The organism is Deinococcus aquiradiocola (assembly GCF_014646915.1).
Lineage (GTDB): Bacteria > Deinococcota > Deinococci > Deinococcales > Deinococcaceae > Deinococcus > Deinococcus aquiradiocola.
On sequence record NZ_BMOE01000001.1, the window covers coordinates 778,348 to 804,323 of the forward strand.

Genomic DNA, 25,976 nt, shown 5'->3' on the forward strand with positions numbered 1-25,976 from the left:
CCACCACGCGCCGGGTGAGGGGGCGTTCAGGGGAGGTTAGGGCGGACAGGTCCGGCGGGCGTCACCCCGCTTTCAGCGGGATTCCATCGGCGTCCGGATCAGGGGTGCGGGGCGAGGTGTTCGAGCGCATGCCGGGCGCGGGGGAGCTTCACGTCCCGCTGCCCCTCGAAGGCGTACGGTTCGTTCATCAGGAACCAGTACAGGTCGTGCAGGCACGTGTGCGCCAGGTACGCCCGGAAACGCAGCAGCGTGTCCGGCGCGCGGTCCGGCAGCATCCCGAGGGCCGCGTCGAGGCTCTGCTGGCGCGGCAGCATGTCGAGCGTGCCGGTCTTGAGGAGCGCGATGTCGCGCAGCGGGTCGTCGAACCCGGCGCGCGTCCAGTCGATCACGAGCACCTCTCCGCCCTCGCTGACGAGGATGTTGTCCTGCCACAGGTCCAGGTGACAGAACGACGCGGGCACGTCGAGCGCGCCGTGCTCCAGCGGCCCCTCGACCGCCTCGAACAGGTCCTCCAGCGGGTACGGTGCGAGCGCACTCCGGAAGCGTTTCAGGCGCTCACGCAGCTTCAGCAGGTCCACCCGCCCGGACCGGATGGCGTGCAGCCGCGTGAGCGCGTCCCGCAGCTGCGGCAGGGCGGGCAGCACGTCCGCCTCGCGCAGCGGGTGGCCCGGGAAGTGCCGCATGACGAGCACTTCCACGCCGTCCGCCTCCAGCGCGTCCGCCACGCGGTCTCCCATTCCGGCGCGGCGCATGTTGTCGGCCTCCAGCAGGTGCTCGCCGCGCCTGCGGCGGTACACCTTCAGGACGAGGTCACCGGCGCGGTACACGCGGCTCTGCATGCCCGCGTCGGCCGGCACGAGCGGCCCGTAGCGGGCTTCCAGGGTCGGAAACAGCGGGAGTTGGGGGTGGTCGGGGCCGTCCGGCACGGCGCCCATCATAGCCTGCCCCGCGCGGGCGGGAGGAACGCGCACACCGTTACTCGAGCCGCAGGGTGACGCTGCCGCCCGCCGCCTGCGAGAGCAGTTGCCGCACGGGGTCGTGGCCGTGCTTGAGGACGTACGTCAGGAAGTTCATCTCGCGTTCCTGCGGCGTCCCGGCGGGCAGCAGGTGCAGTTTCAGGCGGGACAGCTGGCGGGTCCGGTCGTTCTCGGCGCGGGCGAGGGCGCGCACCGACAGGTCCTGCAGCCGCGCGACGCTGAGCAGCGTGCGCGTGGACGTGCGGGCCGCCGCGCCCTCCAGCGTCGGGTCGAGCGCGCCGAGGTCCGCGGCGAGCCGCGCGAACAGGTCGCGCAGTTCCGTGAGGCGTTCGGCACTCGCGGCGCCCGCCCCGCGTTCACGGGCGAGCGCCTCGCCGAGCGCGCGTTCCGGGTCCGCCTGGAACGCGGCGGCCGTCACGCCGAACCGGCCGAGCAGGCGGTCCACGTTGCTCTCCAGCCACGTGACGCTCAGGCGCGGCCACAGCAGCGGCTGCTGCAGGCCGTGCAGGGCGTACACCTCGCGCAGCTGCGCGCCGTACGCGATCTCGCCCGGCCCGACCACGAAGGCCAGGGTGGGGAGCAGCGCGTCCTGAATGGCGGGCCGCAGTCCGGCGGCGGGCGTCAGGCAGTCCGGGTGCGCGTCCAGCAGCGCGTCCAGTTCGGCGCGCGTGACGCTCCTGCCGTCCGCGTCGAAGGTGCGGCCCGCGAATCGCAGCAGCACGCGCTGCCCGCCGTCCTCTTCCAGGAAGAGGTTCGTGGCGCCCGGCGCGCGGCGCAGCTGCGGCGTGAAACCGCGCGCCTCCAGCGCCGCCGCCGCCACCTCGATGCGGCGCGACGACTCCAGCGGGTCCGTCAGTTCGCGGCGCAGGGCGGGCGCCATGAGGCGCGCGAGGTCCGGGAACAGCGGGTCCAGCACGATCAGGCCGTCCGGGCGCGCGGCGGTCGGGCCGAGCAGGCGGTGCAGCAGGCGCGCGAACACGTCCGCGTACGAGTGGCCCTGCATGGCCCAGTCGAGCAGGGCGCGCACGGCGTCCCGGCGTTCGGCGGGCGTGTCGAACTGCGCGAGCAGGTCGTGCACCTGCCGCGTGTACCCGGGCGTCCAGGGGATGCGGCCCACGGGGACGCCCTGCGGCAGGTCGAGGTGCAGGCGGTGCAGCACCTCCGAGTAGTCGAGGAGCGTGGTGCCCGCCACCTCGTCGGCGTCGTGGTCCTGGCTCGCCACCCAGTACACGCCCAGCACGGGCGCGTCGTCGCGGTCCAGTTCGCGTGCGAGCAGGGCGGCGCTCGCGCCCTTGTGGACGCTGTACGCCGGGCCGCCCAGCACGCCCGCCTGCTGGCCCGTCACCACGACCGCCGAGTTCGGGACGAGCAGGCGCTCCAGCTGCACTTCGAGCGGCCTGTCCAGCGTGCCGAGCGCCGCGTGGTACGCGCGCAGGGCCGCCACGAGCGCCGCGCGGTCCACGTCGGGCCGGAAGGTGGCACGCTCCGCGAGGCCCGGCAGGTCGGCGGGCGACAGGCGGAAGAATTCAGGCAGGTCGCCGTCCGCGTAGGCGCGGGCGACGCTGCGCGTCTCGGTCGGCCGGGTCGGCACGGTCCGACTCACGCGCCGAGCGGCTGGCGCGCCGCGTCCTGAAGGCCGGACAGGTCCGTGACCACGATGCGCCGGTACCCGAGGTCCAGCAGGCCCCGCCCCCGGAAATCCCCGAGGAGCTTCGTGATGGTTTCGCGGGTGGACCCCACCACGTACGCGAGGTCCTGATGCGAGATGCGTCCCCGCAGCGCCACCGGGCCGTTCTCGGCCGCCTGCCCGCCCGGACTGCTCTCGTGCGCCAGCTGCAGCAGCGCCAGCGCGAGCCGCTGCGAGACTTCCAGGAACACCAGCTGCGAGAGGCGCTCCTGCAGGCTGCGCGTCTGGCGCGCCACCTGCGCCGTCAGCGCGACCGCCATGTCGGGATGCTGCCGGATGAGCTGCCGCAGGTTGTCGCCGCCCAGCACGAGCGCCTCGACGTCGTCCATCGCCTCGGCGTACAGGCCGTACGTGCCGCCGGGCGTGAGGGTCGCCATGCCGAGCACCTCGCCCTGCCCGTGCACGCTGACCGTCACCTCGCGCGCGCCCGTCCCCAGGCGGTACAGGCGGACGTGGCCGGACGTGATGGCGAACGCCGCCTCCGCGACGTCGTCACTGTGATGAAGCAGGCTGCCGCGACTCCAGTTCAGGGTCCGGGTCGAGCTGAGGACGGCAGCCCTCGCCTCGGCAGTCAGGGCAAGAAGGAAACTGGGCAGCATACCCGCACAGTATCAGCAGGGAAGCCGTGCGCCAAAGGCAAGGGAACGCACGATTGACGCGTGCAGGCGCGCCGCGCCCGCTGGCAGCGGAAAGTGCGGCGTGCTACACTCCGCGCTGTTATGGCCGCGCCCAGCACCACCGCCCACCCCGGCCGCCCCGCCCGCCTCGACCTGCTCGGCCACCCGCTCGACCCCGTCAGTCTGGACGCGGCCCTCGACCTGCTCGGCACGTGGATCCAGGGACCGCGCGCGCCACACACCGTCGTGACGCTCAACCCGGAATTCATCATGCAGTGCCGCGACGGCTCGGACCTCGCCGCGCGCTTCACGGCCGCGATCCGGGCCGCGGACCTCGTCACGGCGGACGGCGTGGGCATCGTGTGGGCCGCGAAGGAACTGCTGCACGCGGACGTGCCCCGCGCGCCCGGCTTCGACCTGAGCGCGGGCCTGATGCAGCGCCACGGGCCGAACCTGCGCGTGTTCTTCCTCGGCGCGAAACCCGGCGTGGCCGAGATAGCCGCTCAGAACGCCCGCGAGAAGTACGGCGTCGTGGTGGCGGGCGTCCACCACGGGTACTTCGACGCGTCGGACGACGTGCGCGTCGCGGAACTCGTGCGCGACAGCGGCGCGGACCTGCTCCTCACCGCGATGGGCGCCGCGCGGCAGGAGATCTTCAACGAGTACTGGCGCGAGGTGCTGAACGTGCCCGTCATGATGGGCGTCGGCGGCGTGCTGGACGTCCTGGCGGGCACCGCCACCCTCGCACCCGCCTGGACGCGCCGCCTGGGCGTCGAGTGGATCTGGCGCGTCGCGGGCGACCGCAAACGCTGGGGCCGCGCGCCCGCCCTCGCCCGCTTCGTCGGCGTGGTCCGGCAGGCGAAACGCCGCGCGGCACGCTCCACCTGAAGCGCCCCAGGACCGCCCGCAGGACCACCCGAATCCGTCCATCCAGACCAAGGCTCAGGCAGGGTCCAGCTCGATCCAGTAGCGCCGTCCCGGTTCGCCGTGCGGGTTCGTGACGTGGCATTCCAGCACGCCGCCCGCCGCTTCGATGATGCGGGCCGAGGCGGCGTTCGCGTCGTCGCACTGCAGCAGCACGCGCGTCAGGCCGAGCGTGCGGGCGTGCGGCAGGACGGCCGCGAGGAGCCGGTGCCCGTACCCCTGGCCACGCCGGGAGGGCCGCACCTCGTACCCCACGTGGCCGCCCCATGCGTCCAGGGCGGGCGTCAGGTGGTGGCGCAGGCTGACGCGGCCCACGTACTCGCCGTCCACGACGCCCCAGTACACGCTTTCCGGCACGCGGCCCTCCGGCACGTGCGTTCCGCGCTCCGCGAGCCGCCGCACGTATTCCGGCAGCAGGTCCGGGTGCAGTTCCAGGTGCTCGCCCGCCGCGTGGGACTCGGCGAGGGCCGCGCGGTACGTGACGAGCAGGTCCTGCGAGGGCGTGACGAGCGTGAGGGCGGACGGCATATCGGTCGGCGTCATGTCAGATCTCCCAGTCGGACGTGATCGTGCGGCCGCGCAGGCGGGCGGCCAGTTCGGCCTTGACGGCGAGCGTCTTCTCCAGCCGCGCCCGCAGGGCCGGGACGGGCTGCCCGTCGTCCTGCCAGTCGCGGCCCGACGCGTACACCTGGTACGGGTTGAGCACGCACTTGAAGTCCAGCATCAGCGACGTCTGCAGGCTGGCGGCCGCCATGTAGCTGTGCGGCAGTCCGCCGGAGCACACGAAGGTCACGAGCTGATCGAACCACGCCGCGCGTCTGCCCTCCCCGGTCGAGCCGGTCGCCTCGATGACGTTTTTGAGGGCGCTGCCGAGCGACCAGTTGTAGACGGGCGCGGCGAGGACCACGCCGTCCGCGTCCTGCACGGCGCGGTGCAGCGTGGCGTGGTGTGGGCTGTCGTACACGGCGTGATGGTCGAAGGGCGGGAGGGGCGTGTCGCGCAGGTCGATCAATTGGACGTGGTGCCCGGCCCCGGCGAGCACGTCACGGCTCAGGTGCGCGAGGACGCGGCTGCGGCTGTTCGGGTCGAGGCTGCACGACAGGACCGTGAAGCGCAGCGGGGCGGCGGGCGTCACTTCTGCGGGCTTCACTTCTTCCAGCGTGCGCCGTCCCGGGTGTCCTCGATGGTCAGGCCGACGGCGGCCAGCCGGTCACGGAGGGCGTCCGACTCGGCGTACTGCTTGTTCAGGCGGTAGTTCTGCCGGGCCTGCAGCACGAGTTCCAGCAGGGTATCGAGCATCTGCGCGTCGTCCTGCGTGTCGCTCTGGCCCTCCATGAACAGGCCGAGCACGTCGCCGCCCAGTTCGCGGTACGCGTCGTGCGCGGCCTGCAGTCCGGCACGGCCGATCCCTGCGGCGAGGGCGGCGTTCACGTCACGCGTCAGGCCGAACAGCGCGGCGACCGCTTCGGGCGTGTTGAAGTCGTCGCGCATGGCCGCCTCGAACGCGTCCCGGTGCGCGCCGATCCGCGTGACGAGGGCCGAGTCGTCGTGCTCGGCGGCGCTTGCCAGGCGGCGCTCGACCTCGCCTTTCGCTTCGGTGAGGCGCCTGTAGCCGTTCTGGGCGCTGACGAAGGCGTCGTCGTTGAATTCGGTGATGCTGCGGTAGTGGCTGGACACGAGCAGGAAGCGCACCGTCATCGGGTCGAGGCGCCTGTAGAGGTCCTGCAGGGTCGTGAAGTTGCCTTTGCTCTTGCTCATCTTCTCGCCGCCGATGGTGAGCATGTTGTTGTGCATCCAGTAGCGCGCGAAGGGGTGTCCGGCCGCTTCGCTCTGCGCGATCTCGGCCTCGTGGTGCGGGAACTGCAGGTCCAGGCCGCCGCCGTGAATGTCGAAGCCCTCCCCGAGGTACTTGAGGCTCATGGCGCTGCACTCGATGTGCCAGCCGGGGAAGCCCTCGCCCCACGGGGAGTCCCAGCGCATGATGTGGCCGGGTTCGGCGTTCTTCCAGAGGGCGAAGTCGCGCGGGTCGCGTTTCTCGGTGCGGACTTCCTCGCGGGTGCCTTCCTCCTGGTCGTCGAGTTTGCGGCCGGACAGCACGCCGTAGTTCGGCCAGCTGCGCACGTCGAAGTACACGCTGCCGTGCGATTCGTAGGCGTGGCCGCGCGCGATGAGTTCCTGCACGAGCGCGATCTGCTCGCCGATGTGGCCGGTCGCGCGCGGCTGGATGCTGGGCCGCAGGACGTTCAGGCGGCCCATGTCGTCCATGAAGCTCCAGAAGTACTTCTCGGCGACTTCCATGGGCTGCAGCTGTTCCAGGCGGGCGCGGGCGAGCATCTTGTCCTCGCCGTCGTCGCTGTCGTTCTGGAGGTGGCCGACGTCGGTGATGTTGCTGACGTAGCGCACCGCGTACCCGAGGTGCATGAAGTACCGGCGGATGACGTCGAAGGCGACTTCCTTCTTGGCGTGGCCGACGTGCGCGTCGCTGTACACGGTGGGTCCGCACAGGTACATGCCGATGCGGCCGGGCGAGGTCGCCTCGAACTTCACTTTGCGGCGTTGCAGGGTGTCGTACAGGTACACGTCGGGGAAGGTGGGGGCCTGGGTCATGGGGTCTCCTAATGGGGGTCGTGCGGGGGCCGGGCGGGCCGGAAGCATAAAAAAGGCCGCGCTCCCGGTATGGGCGAGCGCGGCGGCAGAGCGTCCTCTGCTACCGCTTGGGGGGGCAACAGGTGAGGCGGGTCATGGACGGAGTATACGGCATCGGGGCGCGGCGGTACGGGTTCCCGGTCATGGGGGCGGGGTGTCGTCCGGGTGGCGTGGGGGGGGGCTACCGTGCGTCCGGGCGTGCGGGGGCGCTGCGCTACTCTGCCGGTATGACCTTCTCCCCCGTCCGTGCGGTGTTCTGGGATCTCGGTGGCGTGCTGCTCTCCAACGGCTGGGACCGCGACCAGCGGCGGGCAGTCGTGACGCAGTTCGGGCTGGACGCGGACGACTTTCAGGAGCGGCACAAGCTGATCGTGCCGGAACTGGAGATGGGGCGCCTGTCGCTGGACGATTACCTGACGCAGACGGTGTTCTGCCGTCCCGTGCCGTTCGGGCGGGACGCGTTCGTGGCGGCGATGGAGGCGCAGAGCACGCCGGACCCGGAAGCGCTCGCCCTGCTGTCCGAACTGGCGGGACGGCACCGCATGTACGCGCTGAACAACGAGTCGCGCGAACTGAACGCGTACCGCCGCCGGACCTTCCGGCTGGACGGGCCGCTGCTGGCGTTCTTCAGCTCGTGTTACCTGGGGGTCGCGAAACCCAACCCGGCGATCTTCCGGCTGGCGCTCGACATGGCGGGCGTGCAGCCGCACGAGGCCGTGATGATCGACGACCGCCTGCAGAACGCGGAGGCGGCCCGCAGCGTCGGGATGCACGCGGTTCAGTTCACGGGCGCGGCGGCGCTGCGGGTGTCACTGGCGGAGTTGGGCGTGGAACCGTAACGGGCGCCGGGGGCGCAGGAGCCGCGCGGGGACGGTTCGGGGCGGGATTCGCTGTACTTGGTGTAGCATCTACACAATTTGCCTCGCGCGTGCCCCGGTGGGTTAGACTGCCCCATGCAGGGGACGATTCCCTGACCCACACGCAGGACACTACTGTCCAGGCATCACTTCAGGAGGCACCATGAAAGTAGGCATCAACGGATTTGGACGCATCGGGCGACTCGTGTTCCGCATTCTCGTGGAGCGCGGCGTGGACGTCGTGGCCATCAACGACCTGACCGACAACAAGACCCTGGCCACCCTGCTGAAGTACGACTCGACCGCCGGCAAGTTCAACGGCACCGTCGAGTACAACGACGACAGCCTGACCGTGAACGGCAAGGCCATCAAGGCCCTCGCCGAGCGCGACCCCGCCAAGCTCCCCTGGGGTGACCTGGGCGTGGACCTCGTCATCGAATCGACCGGCATCTTCACGGACCGCGACAGCGTCAGCAAGCACCTCGCGGCCGGCGCGAAGAAGGTCATCATCACCGCGCCCGCCAAGAACGAGGACTTCAGCATCGTGCTCGGCGTGAACGAGCAGGACTACGACGCCGCCAAGCACAACATCATCAGCAACGCCAGCTGCACCACCAACAGCCTCGGCGTGCCCATGAAGCTCCTCGACGAAGCCTTCGGCATCGAGAAGGCCATCATGACGACCGTGCACAGCTACACCAACGACCAGCGCGTGCTGGACCTGCCGCACAGCGACCTGCGCCGCGCCCGCGCCGCCGCCATCAACATCATCCCCACCAGCACCGGCGCCGCGAAGGCCGTGTCGCAGGTGTACCCCAAGCTGAAAGGCAAGTTCGACGGCACCTCGCTGCGCGTTCCCACGCCCGTCGGCAGCATCAGCGACGTCGTCGTGGTCCTCAGCCGCGACGTGACGGTCGCCGAAGTGAACGCCGTCTTCAAGCAGGCCGCCGAGGGCAGCCACAAGGGCATCCTCAGCTACACCGAGGACCCCATCGTGCTGCAGGACATCGTGGGCGACACGCACAGCGCCATCATCGACGGCGGCCTCACCATGGCGATGGGCAGCCTGGTCAAGTTCTTCAGCTGGTACGACAACGAGACCGGCTACAGCAGCCGCATCGCCGACCTCGTCCAGTTCGTCGAGCAGAAAGGCTTCTGATCTCCCGCCCGCTGCCCTGAACGGGGCAGCCGGGCCGGGCGAACAGCGCCCAGCACACCCGTTCCGGGGCGGGCCGTGAGCACCGAGCAACAGCGCTCAGGCTCACGGCCCGCCCCGCTCGCGTTCACACCCCACACAGGAGGCCCACCATGCAGACCCTCAAACAACTCGACACCCGGGGCAAACGCGTCCTCGTGCGCGTGGACTACAACGTGCCCCTCAAGGACGGCGTCATTCAGGACGACACGCGCGTCACGGCGAGCCTCGACACCATCCGGCAGCTGCTGTCGGGCGGCGCGAGCGTCGTCCTGATGAGTCACCTCGGCCGCCCGAAGGCCGGACCGGAAGCGAAATTCAGCCTGCAGCCCGTCGCGGCCCGCCTCTCGGAACTGCTCGGCCAGCCGGTGCAGTTCCTGGGCGGCCTGCCCAGCTCGGACGAGACGCGCGCGGCCGTGCAGGCCATGCAGCCCGGCGACGTGGCGCTGCTGGAGAACGTGCGCTTCGAGGCGGGCGAGGAGAAGAACGACGCCACCCTCAGCGCGGCCCTCGCGCAGCTCGGTGACGCGTTCGTGCTGGACGCCTTCGGCAGCGCGCACCGCGCGCACTCGTCCGTGAGCGGCGTCGCGGCGCACCTGCCGCACGCGGGCGGCCTGCTGCTCGAAGCGGAAGTCACGGCGCTCAGCAAGCTGCTGGACGCGCCCGAGCACCCGTACGTCGTCATCATCGGCGGCGCGAAGGTCAGCGACAAGCTCCTCGTGATCGAGAACCTCCTCCCGACCGTGGACCGCATGCTGATCGGCGGCGGCATGGCGTACACCTTCGTCAAGGCGCAGGGCGGACGGATCGGCAAGAGCATCCACGAGGACGACTTCCTGGACAAGGCCCGCGAACTGCTCGGCAGGTACGGCGACAAGATCGTCCTGCCGACCGACACGCTCGCCGGTGACGCGTTCAGCAACGACGCGAACACGCGCGTGGTGCCCACCGCCGACATCCCCGACGACTGGGAAGGCATGGACATCGGGCCGGACAGTCAGGCGGCCTTCACGGCGGCCCTGCAGGGCGCCAAGACCGTCTTCTGGAACGGCCCGATGGGCGTGTTCGAGTTCCAGAAGTTCGCGAGCGGCACGAACGCCATCGCGAAGGCCGTCGCTGACCTCGGCGCGGGCACGTACAGCGTGATCGGCGGCGGGGACAGCGTGAGCGCCATCAACAAGAGCGGTCAGGCGGACCGCGTGTCGCACATCAGCACGGGCGGCGGCGCGAGCCTCGAACTGCTGGAAGGCAAGAAGCTGCCCGGCGTGGAGGCGATGAAATGACCGGCCCATCCACCCTGCTGGCTTTGAACTGGAAGATGAACAAGACGCCGAGCGAAGCGGCCGCATGGGCACGCGAACTGCTCGCTTCGCTGCCCGCCCTGCCCGCCGGTACCGCCCTGGCGATCATGGCTCCGGCCATCGACCTGCCCGCCCTGCAGACGGCCCTGACGGGCAGCAGCGTGCAGTACGGCGCGCAGGACGTGTCCGCGCACGCGTCCGGCGCGTACACCGGCGAGACGAGCACCGCGATGCTGCAGGACGTCGGTGCGCGCTTCGCGGTGGTGGGCCACAGCGAGCGGCGCGAGTACCACGCCGAGAGCAGCGCCGTGGTGGCCGCGAAGACGCGCGCGGCGATGGCAGCGGGCGTCGTGCCGATCGTGTGCGTCGGTGAGGGCCTCGCGGTGCGTGAGCAGGGCGAGCACGTGAACTACACGCTCGACCAGCTGCGCGACAGTCTGGACGGCGTGACGCTCACGGACCCCGCCTCGCTGGTCGTGGCGTACGAGCCGGTCTGGGCGATCGGGACGGGCAAGACCGCCACGGCCTTGGATGCGGAAGAACTGTGCGCCGCGATCCGCACGGCGCTCACGGGCCTGCTGGGCGACGCGGGCGCGCAGGTGCAGGTGCTGTACGGCGGCAGCGTCAAGGGCGGCAACATCGCCGAGATCTGCGGGCAGCCGAACGTGAACGGCGCGCTGGTGGGCGGCGCGGCCCTGGAAGTGCAGAGCGTGCTCGACATGGTGAATGCCCTGGCGTAAGCCGACAGGGACGAAACCCGGCGTGCGGCCCGTCAAGGGGCCGCACGCCGGGTTTTTTGTGTGCCGTCCGTTCACCTGTCGTACAGCCCGGACCTCACGGCCTGCCCGTCCAGCGGCCCGAGCGGGGCGGGAGAAGTGGCGACCTCAGGCGCGGCTGGCCACGCCTGCCCACTTCCATCTTCTCCACACCGTACGTGTTGGCGCTCGCGGCCGGGCGGCGGCTTCGCGTTCCGCCCGGCTGAACGTCGAGCGTTCGGCTCGACACCGGCTCAGAACACCTGAATGAAAATGGCCTTCAGGTATTCGGCTTCGGCGAAGGTGGCGTGGTGGTCCGGCGCGTGGGCCGACGTTTCGAGTTCCACGCTGCCGCGCCCGCTGCGCTGCACCGCTCCGCGCACCGCTGCGTAGAACTCGCGTTCGCTGACGTGTGCCGAGCAGGACGCCGCCACCAGGATGCCGCCCCTGCCGAGCATCTTCAGGGCGTCTTCGGCCAGCGTACCGTAGGCGGAGATGGCGGCGGCGCGTTCGCTTTCGCGGCGGGCCAGTGAGGGCGGGTCGAGCACGATCAGGCCGAAGGTGCCCTGGTCCTGCTGCAGCCATTCGAACACGTCGTCCTGTACCGTCTGGTGGCCGACCTTGCCGAGTTGGGGGTTGAGCGCGAAGTTGTGCTTGGCCCCGGCGAGCGCGTGCTGGCTCAGGTCGAGGCTGACCACCGAGGTCGCCCCGCCACGCGCCGCGTACAGCGAGAAGCCTCCGGTGAAGCTGAAGGCGTTGAGGACGCGCCGTCCCTGCGAGAGGGCTTCGACGCGGCGGCGGTTCTCGCGCTGGTCGAGGAAGAAGCCGGTCTTCTGGCCTTTGACCACGTCGGCCTCGAATTTCAGGCCCGATTCGCTGAAGATGACGATGTCGCCGTCCATGTGGCCCTGGACGACCTGACCGTCGTGCAGGTCGAGTGCTCTGGCGGCATCCTGGATGTTGCGGCTGAGCCGCAGCGTGACGGCGTAGTCGGGGAAGCGTTCCTGCAGCAGGTTCAGCACCATCTGCAGGTGGGGGAACCACGCGGCGGTGTACAGCTTGAGGACCAGCGTCTGGGCGTAGCGGTCGAGGACCAGTCCGGGCCAGCGGTCGCTCTCGCCGTTGATGAGGCGGTAGCCGTCGGTGGTCTCGTCGAACAGGCCGTCGCGCAGGGCGAGCGCCGTGTCGAGGTGGCTGGCCCACCAGGCTTCGTCGATGGTGACGGGCGGGCCGACGTGCAGGGCGCGCAGGCGGAGCGGTGAGGTGGGGTCGTACAGGCCGATGGCGAGAAAACGGTCCTGGCGGTCGAGGACGATGCCGAGTTCACCGGCCGTGCCCGGGCGGTTCTGGCTTTTGACGCTGCTTTCGTAGAGCCAGGGGTGTCCGGCCCTCAGGTGCTGCTGGGCTGCGGGCGTGACTTTGAGGCGCAGCCTCGGGGTGGTGGGGGGCGGAGTCTGGGTCATGGCACACGACTGTACGCCGCGGGGGGGTGGCGTGTCACGTGGCGGGTGGGGACGGCAGGTGAGGAGAGCTAAGGTTTCGGTGAATTCTGCACGTTGCGTGGACGAATGTGTCGTGCCTATAATGCGTGCCGAACAAACACGTGTTCGCTCGACCAGAGGCAGGCAGCATTGGGCTGCCGCGTTCTTCTGTAGCGTCCGAACGGATTTCAATACTGGAAGCGGTTCCATTCCGTCTGGAGTGGTGGCGCCCCAAGGAGCCAACATGAAGAAAGCACTGATGGTCCTCTCCCTCGCCCTGATGGGCAATGCCGGCGCCGCCACCCTCACCGTGTGGACGCACTTCGGCGACGCGGAACTCCCCTGGCTCAAGGCGCAGACCGCCGCGTACACCAAGGCGACCGGCAACGCCGTGAACATCGTCTCCGTGCCCTTCGACCAGATCCCCGACAAGTTCATCCAGTCGGCCCCCAAGGGCCAGGGTCCCGACATCGTCGTGTCCCTCCCGCAGGACCGCCTCGGTCAGCTCGCCGCTGCCGGCGTGATCGAGCCGATGGACAAGTACGTGACGAGCAAGACCGACCTCGACAAGACGGCCCTGAGCGCCATGACGTACAACGGCAAGCTCTTCGGCCTCCCCATGTTCGCCGAAGCGGTCGCCGTCGTGTACAACAAGAAGCTCGTCCCGACCGTTCCCACCACCTGGGACGGCTTCATCAAGGCCGCGCAGGCGAACACCGGCAACGGCAAGTTCGGCTTCCTGGTGGACCTCAGCAACGCCTACATGAACTACGGCGTGTTCAGCGCGTACGGCAGTTACGTCTTCAAGAACACCGGCGGCACCCTCAACCCGAAGGACGTGGGCCTCGCGAACGCGGGCGCCGACAAGGCCGTGTCCCTGCTGAACGACCTGCGCTACAAGTACAACCTGATCCCCGAAGGCGTGGACGGCGGCGTCGCCAAGAGTGCCTTCACGGACGGTCGCCTCGCCATGCTGCTCACCGGTCCCTGGGACATGGGTGACATCAAGAAGGCCGGCATCGACTACGGCATCGCGAACCTCCCCACCCCTCCCGGCGCGACCGGCAAGTGGAGCCCCTTCGTGGGCGTGCAGGGCGTCATGATGAACGCCTACGGCAAGAACAAGGTCGCGTCCGCGCAGCTCGCCAAGGCCCTCGTCAGCAGCGCCGCGCAGATCAGCTTCAACAAGGCGGGCGGCCGCATCCCCGCCAGCCTCAGCGCCCGCGTGAGCCTCAAGTCCGACAAGGTCGTGGTGGGCTTCGGCAAGGCCATCAGCGCCGGGACGCCCATGCCGAACATCCCGCAGATGGGCGCCGTGTGGGGCCCCTGGAGCAACGCCGTCGCGCAGAGCGTCCAGAAGCCCAACGCCAACTACAGCGGCATCCTCGACAGCGCCGTCAAGGAAATCAACAGCAACATCAAGTGACCCGGACGCGGGCGGGACAGTCACGCCAAGACTGACCCGCCCACCCGACCGGAAGGCCGCCGGGCACCCGGACACGGCAGGAGCGAGGGCGGAAGGGGAAGGAGTCCAAGGACCCCTCCCCTTCCGCCCTCGCTCCATTCCAGCCCGGCACGGCCACCCGTTTGGACAGGCCACCTTGTTCCGGGCGGGCGAAGGATTCAGAATGGGGCCGCACCCGGCCTTCGTCACCTCCCGGAACCCAGCCGTTCCAGGAGCCGTTCCTCAGACCCACAGCGTCACCCACGGGGACCACATGCACACAGACTCACCCGAAGCGCAGGGACGGCCGACATGACGGCCGCCGTCCCGCAAGACCGCCGCGCTCAGCGGCTCGTTCCGCCGCAGGGCCCGCTCGGCATTCTCGCCGCGATCGGCATCCTGATCGCCGCGCTGGGCGGCGCAGCCCTCATCGGCTGGCTCGTCAGCGGCCTGATCTCGCAGAGCTACCCGACCGCACCGTCGTACCTGATCCTCATCATCACGGTGCCGCTCATGCTGATCACGCTCCTGATCGCACTGCGGCTCTTCCCGTGGATTCAGAGCTGGTACTACCTCGTCCCGGCACTCGTGTTCCTGGCGGCCTTCACGATCCTGCCGATCGTGCTGACCATCAGCTACGCGTTCACCAACTACTCCGGCGTGAACAGCGGCTACGGCGACACCAGCGTCAAAACGCCCGTCAGCATCAACGCCGACCGCACCACCATCACCTTCAAGTCCCTGCCCGAGGGAGCCAAGGACCTGCCGGGCTTCCTGGGCTGCGCGCAGGCCACCTGCAGCAACGAAACGGTCGTGCTGTACGACGAGGACGCCGCCGTGCCCGTCAACGCCCGCATCACGGGCGTGGACGGCCTGAGCGTACGCCTCGCCATGCCGGTCGCCGACACTTTCAAGGTCACGGACGGCACGCGCCTGAACGCCATCCGGCAGGTGGGCCTCGCGAACTTCCGTGAGATCTTCTCGCGCGCCAGCAACGAACTCGTGCCGGTGTTCGTGTGGACGGTCGTGTTCGCGTTCAGCACTGTCGCCCTGAACGCCGCCGCGGGCCTCATCCTGGGCGTGCTGCTGTACAACAAGCGCCTCAAGGGCCGCAACGTGTACCGCACGCTGCTGTTCCTGCCGTGGGCCATCCCCAGCGTCATCACCATCCAGATGTGGGTGGCGCTCTTCAACCAGCAGTTCGGGGTCGTCAACAAGACGCTCGGCCTGCTCGGCGTGTCGGCCGTCCCGTGGCTCACCGACCCCCTCTGGGCCAAGATCACGATCCTGCTCGTGAACCTGTGGCTCGGCTTCCCGTACATGATGACGGCCACCATCTCGGCCCTCAGCACCATCAGCGACGACCTGTACGAAGCGGCCAGCATCGACGGCGCGAGCCGCTGGCAGCAGATCGTGAACATCACCCTGCCGCTGCTGCGCAACTCCTTCACGCCGATCCTGCTGTCCGGCTTCGCCTTCAACTTCAACAACTTCGGCGTGATCTACCTGCTCACGGCGGGCGGGCCGAGCGTGCCGGGCCGCACCAGCACGGCAGGCGCGACCGACATCCTGCTGTCGTGGGGCTACAACACGGCCTTCGCGTCCAGCGGCGGGCAGAACTACTCCATGGCGAGCGCCATCGCCATGATCGTGTTCTTCCTGACGCTCGGCATCAGCCTGCTGAACTTCAAGGCGGCCGGCGTGTTCGAGGAGGCCCGCAAATGACCACCGACACCCACGACACCACGCAGGTGTACGTCCACCGGGAACCCAGCGCCCTGCGCCGCGCCGTCCCGTGGCTGGTGCTGGCCGCCATCGTGGCGGGCCTCGGGTACCTGGGCTTCGTGCTGTGGCAGAGCATGCAGGGCCGCGCGCCGAGCTTCACCATCTACACCGTCAAGGGCGGCTGGATCCGCTTCCTGCTGTTCCTGCTCGCCGCGTGCGGCGTCCTCGCCCTCACCAGCCTGATCGGGCAGCGGTACGGGCAGCGGCGCACGGGCCGCACCATCAACTACTGGCAGGTGCTCGGCGACCAGCTCACGCACCTGTTCCTGATCCTGGTGGTGCTCGTCGCCGTGTACCCGCTGCTGTACGTGCTGCTGGCCGCCTTCGACCCCAAGAACAGCCTGTTCGCCTTCCCGGACTTCTCGAACCCCAACATCTTCTACAAGACGGGCCTGCTGCCCAAACTCAGCGGCCTGACCTGGGAGAACTTCGGGAAGCTCTTCGACGGCGTCACCATCCCCGGCTGGCAGGTCGCGCTGGCCGTGCTGGTCGGCGCGTCCCTCGGCGCGCTCCTCGTGCTGACCCTCATGGCCCGCGCGCGCGGCAGCGACCAGGGCCTCGAACGCCCCCGCACCATCGCCACGCGCGTCCTCGTGGTCGCCCTGGCGGTCCTCGCGGTGTTCATGACGCCCGCGCAGTTCCAGGGGCAGGGCAACGAGAGCAAGTTCCTGCTGTCCGTCCGCAACACGCTCCTCGTGTCGGGCCTCACGGGCGTCCTCGCCATCCTGCTGTCCACCACCGCCGGGTACGCCATGGCGCGCCTGCGCTTCCCGGGCCGCTTCCAGACGCTGCTGTTCTTCATCTTCGTGCAGATGTTCCCGGTGTTCCTGGCGCTCGTCGCCATCTACGCGCTGCTCTTCAACCTCGGGCTCATCAACAGCTTCACGGGCCTGATCCTCGCGTACTCCGGCGGCGCCATCGCCTTCAACACCTGGATCTACAAAGGCTACGTCGAGAGCCTCCCCGAGAGCCTCGAAGAGGCCGCGATGGTGGACGGCGCGACCCGCTGGACGGCCTTCACGCGCGTCGTGCTGCCCCTGTCCGGCAGCATGCTGGTGTTCATCTTCCTGAACCAGTTCATCGGCACGTACGCCGAATTCATCCTCGCGAACGTCCTGCTGACCGGCGTGGAGAAATGGACGGTGGGCGTCATGCTGCGCTCCTTCACCGCCGGACAGTTCAGCACCAAGTGGGGCGTGTTCGCCGCCGCCGCGACACTCGGCGCCCTGCCGATCATCGCGCTGTTCTACGGCTTCCAGAAGTACTTCACGGGCGGCACCGTCGCCGGCGGCGTGAAGGAATAACCGCACCAGACTGACAGGAAAGACAGGAACGCCGGGACTGAGCTGCAGTCCCGGCGTTCCTGTCCTGCTGGAAACAGTCACCCGTCCGGGGCCGCTTCCCGGTCACGTGCCGGGCAGGTCAGGCGACAGGCCGGTCAGGCGACGGGGCCGATCCGGGTGCGGAGCACGCCCACGCCTTCCACCTCGACCTCCACCGTGTCGCCCGGCTGCACGGGCCCGACCCCTTCGGGCGTGCCGGTGAGGACCACGTCGCCTGGTTCGAGCGTCACGAAGCGCGTCAGGTACACGAGCACGTCCACCACCGGGAAGATCATGCTGCTGGTGCGGCCGTCCTGGCGCGTCTCGCCGTTCACGCGCGTCTGCACGCGCAGGTCGGCGGGGTCGAGGTCCGGGACGAGCCACGGGCCGAGCGGGCAGAAGCGGTCGGCGGCCTTCGCGCGAAACCACTGCAGGTCCGTCTTCTGCCGGTCGCGGGCCGTGAGGTCGTTCGCGCACGTGAAGCCTGCCACGTGCGCGAGCGCGTTCTGCGGCGTGAGGTGCCGGGCGCGCGTGCCGATCACGAGGGCGAGCTCTCCCTCGTAGTGGAAGTTTTCGGTCCAGTCGGGGTACGCGACCGTGCCGTCTGGCTCGGCGAGCGCGTTCGCGCCTTTCAGGAAGATGCCCGGCTCGGTCGGCAGGTCGCCCTTGTCGTTGCCCAGTTCGCGGATGTGGTCCAGGTAGTTGCGCCCGACGCAGACGACCTTGCCGCCCTCGGCCGGTGCGAGCAGCGTCACGTCCGCGAAGGGGACGGTCTCCCCCGTCCGTTCGCCGCGCATGCCTGCCGTGACGTGCACGGTGTCGCCCTCCACTTCGCCCCACACGGTGCGGGTGCCGGTCCTGCCCCTGATGATTCGCATGCGGGCAGTGTAGCGTGCCGCTGCTGCGCACCGGTTCGGGGTGCGTGCCCGCGTCCGGTCAGTCCGTCAGGCGGAGCGGCGCCCCGGTCATACGGTGTTGATCCGATTCCAGGGATGCCGGGAACAGCACCGACATCCCTTCTTGGGCAGAACAGCGCCCTGCAGGACGCTTGCCTGCTTCCACCTCCTCAACACCGGACTTTTTGGCGCCCTTGTCGCTCGGCTGAACTCCAAAAGTTCAGCTCAACACCGGATCACTCGTCCCGGTCGTCCCACAGGGCGTCATCGCGGGCGTCGTCCCACGCTTCGCGCCGCCTGGCTTTCTTGCCCTTCTTGCGGGCCGGGCGGGGTGGGAGGGCCAGCACGTACGGTCCGCCGCCGCACCCTGCCTGCACTTCGCCCAGTCGTTCGGTCGGGTCGTCCCGTTCCGTTCCGGCCGCGTGATAGTGCCGCCCCTCGCAGTAGGGGCACTCGCCGACCGCCCAGAACAGCACGCGCGTGCCGGGCATGGGGAGCAGCTGAACGTACGTTTCGGGCGGAGCGGAGGGCTGGCGGTGCTTCTTGGCCACGCCACAGGCTAGAGCGGACGCGGGGCGCACACCGTGACCGACACCGCCAGGGACCCACCGTGACCGGTACCGCCAGCCGCCCGGATGTGAGGCGCGCCCGCTTCAGGCACGTCGTGTCATACGATTTTGAGCTGAACTTTTAGAGTTCAGCCGAGCGGAGCGAGTACCAAAAAGCACGGTTTGGAGAAGATGGAAGGGATGCCGGTGTCGTTTCCGGCATCCCTGGAATCGGATCAACACCGTGTCAGGCGTGTTCGGGCAGCGCGGCGCGCAGGAAGTCGCGCACGACCGTCAGGAACTCCTGCGGCTGCTCCACGAACGGCATGTGCCCGCTCTGCTCGAACACGTGCAGCTGCGCGCCCGGCACGCCTGCCGCGGTCGCCTCGGACGCCTCCGGCGGACATGTCCGGTCGAATCGGCCCGCCAGGACCAGCGTGGGCGACGTCACGGCCTGCAGGCGGTCCTCCACCTCCAGGCCGCCGTACCCCGCCGCCGAGAACACCCGCAGCACGTCCGGCGCGTACCGGCCCGCGCTGCGCCGCGCGTACTCCTGAATGCGCGCGTCGTTCGGGTCGGCGAAGTGCCACGGCATCTGATCCACCATCAGCTGCTCGAACTGCGCTTCCGTCCGCACGTTCACCTCGTCCGCCCACGACGCCCGCACCACCTCCCGCAGCGACTCCGGCTCGAACGCCTCCAGCCGCGCGGGAATGTCGTCCAGGTACCGGCTCGACGGCACGCCGCAGCACACGATGCTCGCCGCCGCCGCGCCCGGCTCCGTCACCGCGTGCTGCAGCGCCACGAACGACCCGTACGAGTGACCCAGCACCGCGTACCGCGTCGCTCCCAGCGCGCGCGCCACCGCGCTCACGTCGGCCGCCATCTGCGGCAGCGTCCACGTGTCCTGCGGCGCGTCGCGGTCACTCTCGCCCTGCGCGCGCATGTCCAGCAGCACCAGCCGCACCGTGTCGGTGAGCGGGTCGAGGTAGTCGGCGAACTCGTGATGGTCGAGGCCGGGACCGCCGTGCAGCACGATCAGCGGCGGCAGGTGCTCCGGGCCCCGGAGATCCGCGAAGAGACGGGTATCACCGACGTTCAGCAGTTGCGTGGGCATGAAGGGAGTATGCCTGACGGTCCGGCTTCCGTCTGTCGCCTGCACCGGCCCGTAGCCCCTGGCCGGAGTGCGGCGTGCCGTCTTCAGTTCCAGGCGCGCACGACTTTCAGGGTGTGGCCGTCCCCGTCGGCCACGGCGACGAGGGCGCCGTCCAGCGTCACGAGGAAGCGGCCGGTGTCCTGCCAGGCGGGCCGTTTGCCCTGCCGGAGCTTGAGGGCCAGGTCGGGCGTGGCGGGGATGGTGGGGAGGTCGAGGGCGGCGAGGTCATCCAGGCCCGCGGCGCCTTCCAGGTCGGTCAGCTGGACGGCGTCCTGCAGTCCGAAGCGGCCTGCGCGGGTGCGGACCAGTCCGGACAGGTGCGCCGTGGTGCCGAGGGCCGCGCCGATGTCGCGTGCCAGGGAGCGGATGTACGTGCCGCTGCCGACGCGTGCCCAGACGAGCAGCGTGGGGTGGTCGCCGAGGGTGGGCGGGAGGGTGAAGGTCTGCCCTGCGGGGTCCGGGTGCCAGCGTCCGTCCGCGTCCGGCGAGAAGGTGTGCGGGGCGGCGTCCGTCGTGGCGTGCAGGCCGAGCAGGGTCAGTTCGTGCAGCTGGACGGGCCGTGCGGGCAGGTCGATGTGTTCGCCTGCGCGGGCTGCGGCGTAGGCGCGCTGGCCGTTCACCTGGATGGCGCTGTACTGGGGCGGGACCTGCATCTGCGGGCCGAGGAAGGTGTCGAGCGTAGCCTGCACGCCCGGATGGTCGAGGGTGGGGACGGGGCGTTCCTCGCTGACGGGACCTTCGGCGTCGAGGGTGGGGGTGCCCGCGCCGAGGCTGATCCAGGCGAGGTAGTCCTTGGTGTCGTGCTCCATGAACTGCACGAGTTTGGTGCTGTCCTCTGCGCACAGCACGAGGACGCCGGTGGCGAGCGGGTCGAGGGTGCCCGTGTGTCCGACGCGGCGGGTGTGGAGGGCGCGGCGGGCGCGGGCGACCACGTCGTGTGAGGTGAGGCGGAGCGGTTTGTCGGTGACGTACACGGGCATGCTGCCCAGGGTAGCCGATCCTTCCCGGGGCGGGGCGGGTCAGCTGCGGATGATGTCCTGCGCGTGGGCGAGGAGGTCGTCGGTGATCTGGTGGTGCAGCACGAAGCGGACGCGGTCGTGGTCGAGGGCGCTCGCGAGGAGGCCGCGTGCGGCCCAGGCGTTCACGCGGGTCTGCGCGTCGGGGAGGGTCGCGTAGATCATGTTGGTCTGCACGGTTTCGAGGTCCACGTCGTACCCGGCTTCCTTGAGGGTGACGGCGAGTTCGCGGGCGCGGCGGTGGTCTTCCTGGAGGAGGGCGGGACCTTCGCGCAGCGCGATGAGGCCGGCGGCGGCGAGGATGCCTGCCTGGCGCATGCCGCCGCCCATCATCTTGCGGTAGCGGTGCGCGGCGCCGATGAAGTCGCGGCTGCCGAGGAGGACGCTGCCGACGGGCGCGCCGAGGCCCTTGCTGAGGCACAGGCTGACGCTGTGGAAGTGCCGGGCGATGTCGCTCGGCCGGACGCCCTGCGCGGCGGCGGCGTTCATCATGCGGGCCCCGTCGAGGTGCAGCGGCAGGCCTTCCTGCTCGGCGACGTCGCGCACGCCTGCGAGCACTTCGAGCGGGAGGACGGTGCCGCCCGCCTTGTTGTGCGTGTCTTCCAGGGAGATCATGCCGCTCGGTGACTGGTGGATGCTGCGGCGGATGGCGCGGCGCACGTCGTCCGGGTCGGGCACGCCGCGCGGGGCGGGCACGAAGCGCGGGACGACGCCGGAGAAGGTGGCCATCATGCCGAGTTCCCACTCGTAGATGTGGGAGCCTTCCGGGCAGATGACTTCCTGGCCGCGTTGCGTGTGGACGGCGATGGCGACCTGATTGGTCATGGTGCCGGACGGCATGAAGAGGCCCGCCTCGAAGCCGAGGAGGTCGGCCGCTTCCCGCTGCAGTTCGCTGACGGTGGGGTCTTCGGCGTACACGTCGTCCCCGACGACCGCTTCGTGCATGGCGCGGCGCATGCGTTCGGTGGGGGTGGTGACGGTGTCGCTCCTCAGGTCGATGCGGGGGCCGGTCATGCCGGGATGCTAGCGCAGGCCGGGCGGGGTCCGGTGTGGGCGCGGGCGTCTCTGCAGGTCAGTGGGGGTGCGGGGTGGGCGCGGTGAGCGGGAAGGTGTGCACCTCGCGCACCTCGCCGCCCGCCTCGACCGTGAGGCTCAGGGCCGACACCTCGAAGTGCTGCACGGGCGGCACGAGCGGGGCGAGCGTGGCTTCCAGGGTGGGTTGCGCCCACGGGAGCACGCCGAGCGCGAGCGTGAGGTGCGGAATGTACGCCTTCTGGTCGTACGGTTGCGGCGGTGCGGACGGGAGCGCCAGCACGTGGTCGTGCAGGGCCGCCAGGTCCGGCCCAAGGGTGCACTCCAGGAACACGATGCCCGGAAAGTACCGCCAGCCGCTCACGTGCACCTCGAAGGCCGGAACGCCGGACAGCAGGGCGCGCAGGTCGTGCACGAGCGTCTCCTCGGGCACGTCGGCGGGGAAGGGCGCGCGGAGGTTCAGGTGCGGCTCGCCGTACGCGCGGACGTTCAGTCGGGCCTGCAGGGCGCGCAGCCAGCCGTCGAGTTCGGGGCAGGGCCAGGCGACGAGGCCGTACAGCGGCCCGTTCGTCATTCAGCCCACGCGGTAGCGGCACTCGGCCGCCCCGCACGCGATGCGCGTCTCGCGGACGACCGGGACGCCCAGCAGGTCACGGTACAGCCGCAGTTCGGACTCGCACAGCTCTCCGTAGTCGCGCGCGACCTTCAGGGCCGGGCAGTTGCGTTCCTTGAGGTACCACACGCCGTCCTCCTGGCTGATCTCGGCGGCGTACCCGGCCTCCTGGAGTTTCTGGGCGAGGGTGTGGAGGCGTTCGCTGAGCGTGCCGGTGATGGCGGGCGCGAGGCGCGCGTACAGGTCCGCCTGCCGTTCGGACAGGACCTGCATGACGGCCCCCTCACCGAAGAGCTTCTGGACGTGGGCGAGCACGTCGCTGCACAGGCTCGCGTAGGATTTCGGGAAGGTGCTCTCGCCCCGGTCGGACAGGACGTACACGTGCTGCGGGCGACCGCGCCCGCCGGGCTTCTCGGTACGGGCGTCGATCAGGCCCGCTTCCTGCAGGTCGCAGAGGTGCTTGCGTGCGGCGGGGACGCTGATGTCGAGGTCCTGCGCGAGGGCCTGCACGGTCGGCGAGCCGTGCCGTTTGACGAGTTCCAGCAGGCGTGCCTTGGTGCCCTGCAGGGGGGCGCCGAGGGCCTGCGGTGACGCGGGGGGCACGGAGACGGTCACGGCGTCCCTCAGGCCATCGGGAGCGGCTCGAGGGAGCCGGTGAAGGTCTGCACGCTCACGCGGCCCGCGAGGTTGAGGGCGACCTGCGTGAGCGCCCGGGACGCGGGGCTGTCGGGGTGCGCGAGGACCGAGGGGCGGCCCGCGTCGGCGTCCTGCCGGACCTCGGTGTCGAGCGGGATCTCGCCCAGGATGGGGAGGCCCCCGAAGCTCTGCGCGAGCTTCTGCGCGCCGCCCCGCCCGAAGATGTCGTACGTGAGGCCGGTGTCGGGCGCGACGAAGTAACTCATGTTCTCCACGATCCCGAGCACCGGGACGCTCGCCTTGCGGAACATGTCGATGGCGCGGCTCGCGTCGAGGAGCGCCACGTCCTGCGGGGTGGTGACGATCACGGCGCCCGTGAGCTGCACGGACTGCGTCAGGGACAGTTGCACGTCGCCGGTGCCGGGCGGCAGGTCCACGATCAGGTAATCGAGTTCGCCCCACGCGGCGTCCTTCAGGAACTGCCCGATGGCGGAGTGCAGCATCGGTCCGCGCCACACGAGCGCCTGACCGGCAGGCATGAGGTTCCCCATGCTCAGGAAGCGCAGGCCGTGCGCCTCGATGGGCTGCATCTTCTTTTCGGCGTTGGCGGTGATGCGGGCCGTGCCCTGGCCCATCATGTGCGCGATGCTGGGGCCGTACACGTCCGCGTCGAGCAGGCCCACGCGGGCGCCCGTCCCGGCGAGGGCGCAGGCGAGGTTGCTGGCGACGGAGGACTTCCCGACGCCGCCCTTGCCGCTGCCGACCACGATGATGTTCTTGACGCCCGGCAGGGGCGGCGTGGCCTGCGTGCGGACCTGCGCGCCGAACTCGACCTGCACGGACTCCACGCCGGTCACGCCGAGCGCGGCGCGCGTCACGTCGGCCTGGATGGTGGCCTTGAGGGGGCAGGCGGGCGTGGTGAGGTTGACCTTGATGTCGGCGACGCCTCCGCTGACCTCGGCCCGCTCGATCATGCCCAGCGAAACCAGATCACGGTGCAGCTCGGGATCGTTCACCGTGCTCAGGGCGGCCAGCAACTTCTCATGCATGAGCGAGTTTTAGCGCACGGGGACGCGCGGAGCAAGTTAAGGGGTTACAAAGGCGGGCAGCGGAACGTGCCGCACCCCCGCGCCGGGCAGGACGGGAAGCGCGGCGGGAACGGCGGACCTCCCGGCGGGCCGGAGCGGCGACCCGCGCACGGGGCGGCCGGAGTGCAGCCGCACCAGCACGCCGTTTCCAGCACACGGTGGGCGAACCTGCGGGAAGGGGATGCTCTATACTCGGCGGATGAAGGTCATCGGGCCGTACGTCATCTCGGCCACGCCGCTCGGAACCGCTTCCGGCGGGCAGGCAGGCAGCGCGCCCCGGCCACCCGTGGCGACGCTGCAGGCCGTGCCGGGGAGCGTGCCGCTGCACGGTGTGGACCGTCTGACGGGCATGCCGGTGCTGCTGCATCACCTGCCGGAGTACGTGCTGCCGGGCGCTGTGCCGGAGTCGCCGGACCTGCTGCCGGTGACGGAGGTGGACGTGTGGGACGCGCAGCCGTACGCCGTGACGGAACTGCCGATCTCGGCGCTGCTGGCGACGCATCCGGCCACGGCAGCGCCGGGCGTGCTGCGCGCCCTGGCGGCCCTGCACCGGGCGGGCGTCTCGCACGGTGCGGTGCATCCCTCGCAGTTCTGGCAGGTGGGGCGCGACGTGCGTCTGGCCGGGGCGGGCCTGCCGTGGGCGGCGGACGCGACGCCGCAGGGGGACATGCGGGCGCTCGCGGCGGCGCTGGACAGCCTGGGGCCGCGCCCGACCGCCCTGAAGGGCCTGGAGGAACTGACGGCGCCAGAGGCGCTCGCGAGGCTCACGGAGGCGGGCGGTGACACGTCCCGCGCGGGGCAGTCCCGCACCGCGCCGGTGCCTGTCCCCGAGGCTGCGCCGGACCCCGTGGCCCCGGCGCCGCTTCAGGCAGTCTCCCCTCCGGCCCTCCGGACGGAAAGGGCCGGGACACCCGCACCGTCCACTGCCCTGCCCCCGTCTGCCCCACCGCTGCCGCCTGTGCCCGTCCCGTCCGCCGCGCCCGCACCGGAAGATCTGCCGCTGCAGTCCACTCCGGCCGCGAAGCGCGCGGGAAGGGCCGCGAAGCCTCAGGAGCGGCGGCAGGCTCAGGAGCGCCTCGTGCCCACCCCCCGGCACGAGACGCCGCTGCCTGAATCCGCAGCAGACGCCGCCATGACCGCAGCAGTTCGCCCGCCGGAAACGGTCCCCGTGGCGCCCGCCACCGTGATCCCGCCCGTGCCTGACCCCGTGGCGGCGGACGTGACGCCCACCGTGTTCCGCGCGCCGGGGGACGTGATCGTGATCGGCGATCCCCTGCCGGAAGGACCGCCGCAGACGCCCGCGCCCACCACGGCAGGGCAGCGGCAGGGCGCGCCGTCCATCCCGGACCCCATCCGGATCGGTTTCGAGGACGAGGAACTTCCCGAGTGGACGCCGGACGACGCGGCATCAGTGCAGGAGCCCGGCGAGGACGGCGGCACGGACGCGCCCGGCACGCCACCCGCACCCGGAGGCGCGGCGGGGCGGCCTGCCCGCTTCACGCCCGCCTCCTCCCCCACCCTGACGGGGGCCGCGCCGCCCGCCGTGCCGCGCCCCGCCCTTTCAGCGGACGCGCCCGGACGCGGGCAGCCGTTCCGGATCGGCTGGGAGGAGGACCACTCGTGGCGCGTCGTCAAGCCCGGCCCGCCCACGCCCGTCCGTGAACGCAGGCCCGCCAACCTCCCCCTCATCGCGGGCGTGGTGCTGGTCCTGCTGCTCGGGGCGTTCTGGGTGTTCGGTCGCGGCGGCACGCCCTCCGGCGCGTGCTGCAGTCAGGCGTTCACCGTGACGGGCCGGGAGCGCGTCACGGTGACGCTCGTGCACGCCCCGCCCGGCAGTGCCCTGCAGCCGGGCGCGGTCGTCGGCTCGGTTCCCGGCACGCTGCAGTTCCCCGGTCCGCCCGGACAGTACACCCTGAAGTTCAGCGCGCCCGGCCACGACCCGCAGAACGGCACCGTCACCGTCCCGAGCGGCGCGCCCTTCCCTGTCGCCCTGAAGTGAC

The 25,976-nt window shown here is 70.5% G+C and carries 24 protein-coding genes; 9 read left to right on the forward strand and 15 right to left on the reverse strand.

Annotation, left to right across the window (positions count from 1 at the left end; translation table 11 throughout):
* Positions 1-98: 98 nt before the first annotated feature.
* From IEY33_RS03665 to IEY33_RS03675, 3 genes are read right to left on the reverse strand one after another with little or no spacing between them, the layout of a single operon-like run.
* On the reverse strand, positions 99-935 hold the full coding sequence (locus IEY33_RS03665) for a phosphotransferase (RefSeq protein WP_188960984.1): 837 nt from the start codon (positions 933-935) through the stop codon (positions 99-101).
* A 40-nt stretch (positions 936-975) separates the two neighbouring features.
* Positions 976-2,568, reverse strand: a complete 1,593-nt coding sequence (gene bshC, locus IEY33_RS03670) for a bacillithiol biosynthesis cysteine-adding enzyme BshC (protein ID WP_188960829.1) — start codon at positions 2,566-2,568, stop codon at positions 976-978.
* Positions 2,569-2,576: 8 nt separating this feature from the next.
* Entirely contained in the window at positions 2,577-3,263 is a 687-nt protein-coding gene (locus IEY33_RS03675; protein WP_188960830.1) for a Crp/Fnr family transcriptional regulator, read from the reverse strand.
* Positions 3,264-3,383: 120 nt separating this feature from the next.
* On the opposite strand from IEY33_RS03675, the gene IEY33_RS03680 reads away from it, so the two are divergent.
* Positions 3,384-4,169 (forward strand): WecB/TagA/CpsF family glycosyltransferase, encoded by a 786-nt coding sequence (locus IEY33_RS03680; RefSeq protein ID WP_188960831.1) that lies wholly within the window; start codon positions 3,384-3,386, stop codon positions 4,167-4,169.
* A gap of 54 nt (positions 4,170-4,223) precedes the next feature.
* Here IEY33_RS03680 and IEY33_RS03685 read toward each other — a convergent pair whose 3' ends face one another.
* Genes IEY33_RS03685 through cysS form a run of 3 tightly spaced genes read right to left on the reverse strand, consistent with a single transcriptional unit; the run spans position 4,224 to position 6,812 of the window.
* The gene (locus IEY33_RS03685) at positions 4,224-4,748 is read right to left on the reverse strand and encodes a GNAT family N-acetyltransferase (protein WP_188960832.1); all 525 of its coding nucleotides are present in this window, start codon (positions 4,746-4,748) and stop codon (positions 4,224-4,226) included.
* Position 4,749: 1 nt separating this feature from the next.
* Positions 4,750-5,355, reverse strand: a complete 606-nt coding sequence (locus IEY33_RS03690; protein ID WP_229670717.1) for an NADPH-dependent FMN reductase — start codon at positions 5,353-5,355, stop codon at positions 4,750-4,752.
* A complete protein-coding gene (gene cysS / locus IEY33_RS03695; protein ID WP_188960833.1) occupies positions 5,352-6,812 on the reverse strand; it encodes a cysteine--tRNA ligase in 1,461 nt (486 codons plus the stop codon). The genes IEY33_RS03690 and cysS overlap by 4 nt, the downstream gene beginning before the upstream one ends.
* Before the next feature lie 266 nt (positions 6,813-7,078).
* Here cysS and IEY33_RS03700 point away from each other — a divergent pair, with 266 nt between their 5' ends.
* The 4 genes from IEY33_RS03700 (at position 7,079) to tpiA (ending at position 10,944) form a co-directional block, all read left to right on the forward strand.
* Positions 7,079-7,690: an HAD family hydrolase gene (locus IEY33_RS03700; protein ID WP_188960834.1), complete on the forward strand. Its 612-nt coding sequence runs from the start codon at positions 7,079-7,081 to the stop codon at positions 7,688-7,690.
* Positions 7,691-7,871: 181 nt separating this feature from the next.
* Positions 7,872-8,867: a type I glyceraldehyde-3-phosphate dehydrogenase gene (gene gap / locus IEY33_RS03705; RefSeq protein ID WP_188960835.1), complete on the forward strand. Its 996-nt coding sequence runs from the start codon at positions 7,872-7,874 to the stop codon at positions 8,865-8,867.
* A 149-nt stretch (positions 8,868-9,016) separates the two neighbouring features.
* The gene (locus IEY33_RS03710; protein ID WP_188960836.1) at positions 9,017-10,186 is read left to right on the forward strand and encodes a phosphoglycerate kinase; all 1,170 of its coding nucleotides are present in this window, start codon (positions 9,017-9,019) and stop codon (positions 10,184-10,186) included.
* Positions 10,183-10,944 (forward strand): triose-phosphate isomerase, encoded by a 762-nt coding sequence (gene tpiA / locus IEY33_RS03715; protein ID WP_188960837.1) that lies wholly within the window; start codon positions 10,183-10,185, stop codon positions 10,942-10,944. Before IEY33_RS03710 ends, tpiA begins: the two co-directional genes overlap by 4 nt.
* Before the next feature lie 269 nt (positions 10,945-11,213).
* On the opposite strand, the gene IEY33_RS03720 is transcribed toward tpiA, so the two are convergent.
* On the reverse strand, positions 11,214-12,422 hold the full coding sequence (locus IEY33_RS03720) for a 23S rRNA (cytosine(2499)-C(5))-methyltransferase (RefSeq protein ID WP_188960838.1): 1,209 nt from the start codon (positions 12,420-12,422) through the stop codon (positions 11,214-11,216).
* Between the two features lie 262 nt (positions 12,423-12,684).
* Here IEY33_RS03720 and IEY33_RS03725 point away from each other — a divergent pair, with 262 nt between their 5' ends.
* From IEY33_RS03725 to IEY33_RS03735, 3 genes are all read left to right on the forward strand, one after another.
* Positions 12,685-13,866: a sugar ABC transporter substrate-binding protein gene (locus IEY33_RS03725; RefSeq protein ID WP_188960839.1), complete on the forward strand. Its 1,182-nt coding sequence runs from the start codon at positions 12,685-12,687 to the stop codon at positions 13,864-13,866.
* Between the two features lie 330 nt (positions 13,867-14,196).
* The gene (locus IEY33_RS03730; RefSeq protein WP_188960840.1) at positions 14,197-15,609 is read left to right on the forward strand and encodes an ABC transporter permease subunit; all 1,413 of its coding nucleotides are present in this window, start codon (positions 14,197-14,199) and stop codon (positions 15,607-15,609) included.
* Positions 15,606-16,973 carry a sugar ABC transporter permease gene (locus IEY33_RS03735; RefSeq protein ID WP_188960841.1) on the forward strand — a complete coding sequence of 456 codons (1,368 nt, stop codon included), beginning with the start codon at positions 15,606-15,608 and terminating at the stop codon, positions 16,971-16,973. The genes IEY33_RS03730 and IEY33_RS03735 overlap by 4 nt, the downstream gene beginning before the upstream one ends.
* A 134-nt stretch (positions 16,974-17,107) precedes the next feature.
* Here the strand turns inward: IEY33_RS03735 and IEY33_RS03740 are convergent, their stop codons facing one another.
* The 8 genes from IEY33_RS03740 to IEY33_RS03775 all read right to left on the reverse strand — a co-directional run bounded on the left by IEY33_RS03740 (position 17,108) and on the right by IEY33_RS03775 (position 23,937).
* Entirely contained in the window at positions 17,108-17,869 is a 762-nt protein-coding gene (locus tag IEY33_RS03740) for a fumarylacetoacetate hydrolase family protein (RefSeq protein ID WP_188960842.1), read from the reverse strand.
* A 254-nt stretch (positions 17,870-18,123) separates the two neighbouring features.
* Complete coding sequence (locus tag IEY33_RS03745) at positions 18,124-18,438, reverse strand: hypothetical protein (protein WP_229670718.1); 315 nt, start codon at positions 18,436-18,438, stop codon at positions 18,124-18,126.
* Positions 18,439-18,682: 244 nt separating this feature from the next.
* The gene (locus tag IEY33_RS03750; RefSeq protein WP_188960843.1) at positions 18,683-19,552 is read right to left on the reverse strand and encodes an alpha/beta fold hydrolase; all 870 of its coding nucleotides are present in this window, start codon (positions 19,550-19,552) and stop codon (positions 18,683-18,685) included.
* An 83-nt stretch (positions 19,553-19,635) separates the two neighbouring features.
* A complete protein-coding gene (truB, locus tag IEY33_RS03755) occupies positions 19,636-20,571 on the reverse strand; it encodes a tRNA pseudouridine(55) synthase TruB (RefSeq protein WP_188960844.1) in 936 nt (311 codons plus the stop codon).
* A 39-nt stretch (positions 20,572-20,610) separates the two neighbouring features.
* The gene (locus IEY33_RS03760; RefSeq protein ID WP_188960845.1) at positions 20,611-21,621 is read right to left on the reverse strand and encodes a threonine aldolase family protein; all 1,011 of its coding nucleotides are present in this window, start codon (positions 21,619-21,621) and stop codon (positions 20,611-20,613) included.
* 58 nt (positions 21,622-21,679) lie between these two features.
* Positions 21,680-22,213, reverse strand: a complete 534-nt coding sequence (locus IEY33_RS03765) for a 2'-5' RNA ligase family protein (RefSeq protein ID WP_188960846.1) — start codon at positions 22,211-22,213, stop codon at positions 21,680-21,682.
* On the reverse strand, positions 22,214-22,867 hold the full coding sequence (locus tag IEY33_RS03770) for a helix-turn-helix transcriptional regulator (protein WP_188960847.1): 654 nt from the start codon (positions 22,865-22,867) through the stop codon (positions 22,214-22,216).
* An 8-nt stretch (positions 22,868-22,875) separates the two neighbouring features.
* The gene (locus IEY33_RS03775) at positions 22,876-23,937 is read right to left on the reverse strand and encodes an Mrp/NBP35 family ATP-binding protein (RefSeq protein WP_188960848.1); all 1,062 of its coding nucleotides are present in this window, start codon (positions 23,935-23,937) and stop codon (positions 22,876-22,878) included.
* Between the two features lie 238 nt (positions 23,938-24,175).
* On the opposite strand from IEY33_RS03775, the gene IEY33_RS03780 reads away from it, so the two are divergent.
* Positions 24,176-25,975, forward strand: coding sequence for a hypothetical protein (locus tag IEY33_RS03780; RefSeq protein WP_188960849.1), 1,800 nt, complete (start codon positions 24,176-24,178; stop codon positions 25,973-25,975).
* Position 25,976 lies beyond the last annotated feature (1 nt).

Bases quoted from the DNA above. Each gene is read 5' to 3' on its own strand.
- IEY33_RS03665 (WP_188960984.1), bottom strand. From the start codon at position 935: ATGGGCGCCGTGCCGGACGGCCCCGACCACCCCCAACTCCCGCTGTTT.
- IEY33_RS03775 (WP_188960848.1), bottom strand. From the start codon at position 23,937: ATGCATGAGAAGTTGCTGGCCGCCCTGAGCACGGTGAACGATCCCGAG.
- IEY33_RS03760 (WP_188960845.1), bottom strand. From the start codon at position 21,621: ATGACCGGCCCCCGCATCGACCTGAGGAGCGACACCGTCACCACCCCC.
- IEY33_RS03740 (WP_188960842.1), bottom strand. From the start codon at position 17,869: ATGCGAATCATCAGGGGCAGGACCGGCACCCGCACCGTGTGGGGCGAA.
- IEY33_RS03675 (WP_188960830.1), bottom strand. From the start codon at position 3,263: ATGCTGCCCAGTTTCCTTCTTGCCCTGACTGCCGAGGCGAGGGCTGCC.
- IEY33_RS03765 (WP_188960846.1), bottom strand. From the start codon at position 22,213: ATGACGAACGGGCCGCTGTACGGCCTCGTCGCCTGGCCCTGCCCCGAA.
- tpiA (WP_188960837.1), top strand. From the start codon at position 10,183: ATGACCGGCCCATCCACCCTGCTGGCTTTGAACTGGAAGATGAACAAG.
- gap (WP_188960835.1), top strand. From the start codon at position 7,872: ATGAAAGTAGGCATCAACGGATTTGGACGCATCGGGCGACTCGTGTTC.
- IEY33_RS03680 (WP_188960831.1), top strand. From the start codon at position 3,384: ATGGCCGCGCCCAGCACCACCGCCCACCCCGGCCGCCCCGCCCGCCTC.
- IEY33_RS03720 (WP_188960838.1), bottom strand. From the start codon at position 12,422: ATGACCCAGACTCCGCCCCCCACCACCCCGAGGCTGCGCCTCAAAGTC.
- IEY33_RS03750 (WP_188960843.1), bottom strand. From the start codon at position 19,552: ATGCCCACGCAACTGCTGAACGTCGGTGATACCCGTCTCTTCGCGGAT.
- IEY33_RS03710 (WP_188960836.1), top strand. From the start codon at position 9,017: ATGCAGACCCTCAAACAACTCGACACCCGGGGCAAACGCGTCCTCGTG.
- IEY33_RS03780 (WP_188960849.1), top strand. From the start codon at position 24,176: ATGAAGGTCATCGGGCCGTACGTCATCTCGGCCACGCCGCTCGGAACC.
- cysS (WP_188960833.1), bottom strand. From the start codon at position 6,812: ATGACCCAGGCCCCCACCTTCCCCGACGTGTACCTGTACGACACCCTG.
- truB (WP_188960844.1), bottom strand. From the start codon at position 20,571: ATGCCCGTGTACGTCACCGACAAACCGCTCCGCCTCACCTCACACGAC.
- IEY33_RS03730 (WP_188960840.1), top strand. From the start codon at position 14,197: ATGACGGCCGCCGTCCCGCAAGACCGCCGCGCTCAGCGGCTCGTTCCG.
- IEY33_RS03725 (WP_188960839.1), top strand. From the start codon at position 12,685: ATGAAGAAAGCACTGATGGTCCTCTCCCTCGCCCTGATGGGCAATGCC.
- IEY33_RS03700 (WP_188960834.1), top strand. From the start codon at position 7,079: ATGACCTTCTCCCCCGTCCGTGCGGTGTTCTGGGATCTCGGTGGCGTG.
- IEY33_RS03685 (WP_188960832.1), bottom strand. From the start codon at position 4,748: ATGACGCCGACCGATATGCCGTCCGCCCTCACGCTCGTCACGCCCTCG.
- IEY33_RS03735 (WP_188960841.1), top strand. From the start codon at position 15,606: ATGACCACCGACACCCACGACACCACGCAGGTGTACGTCCACCGGGAA.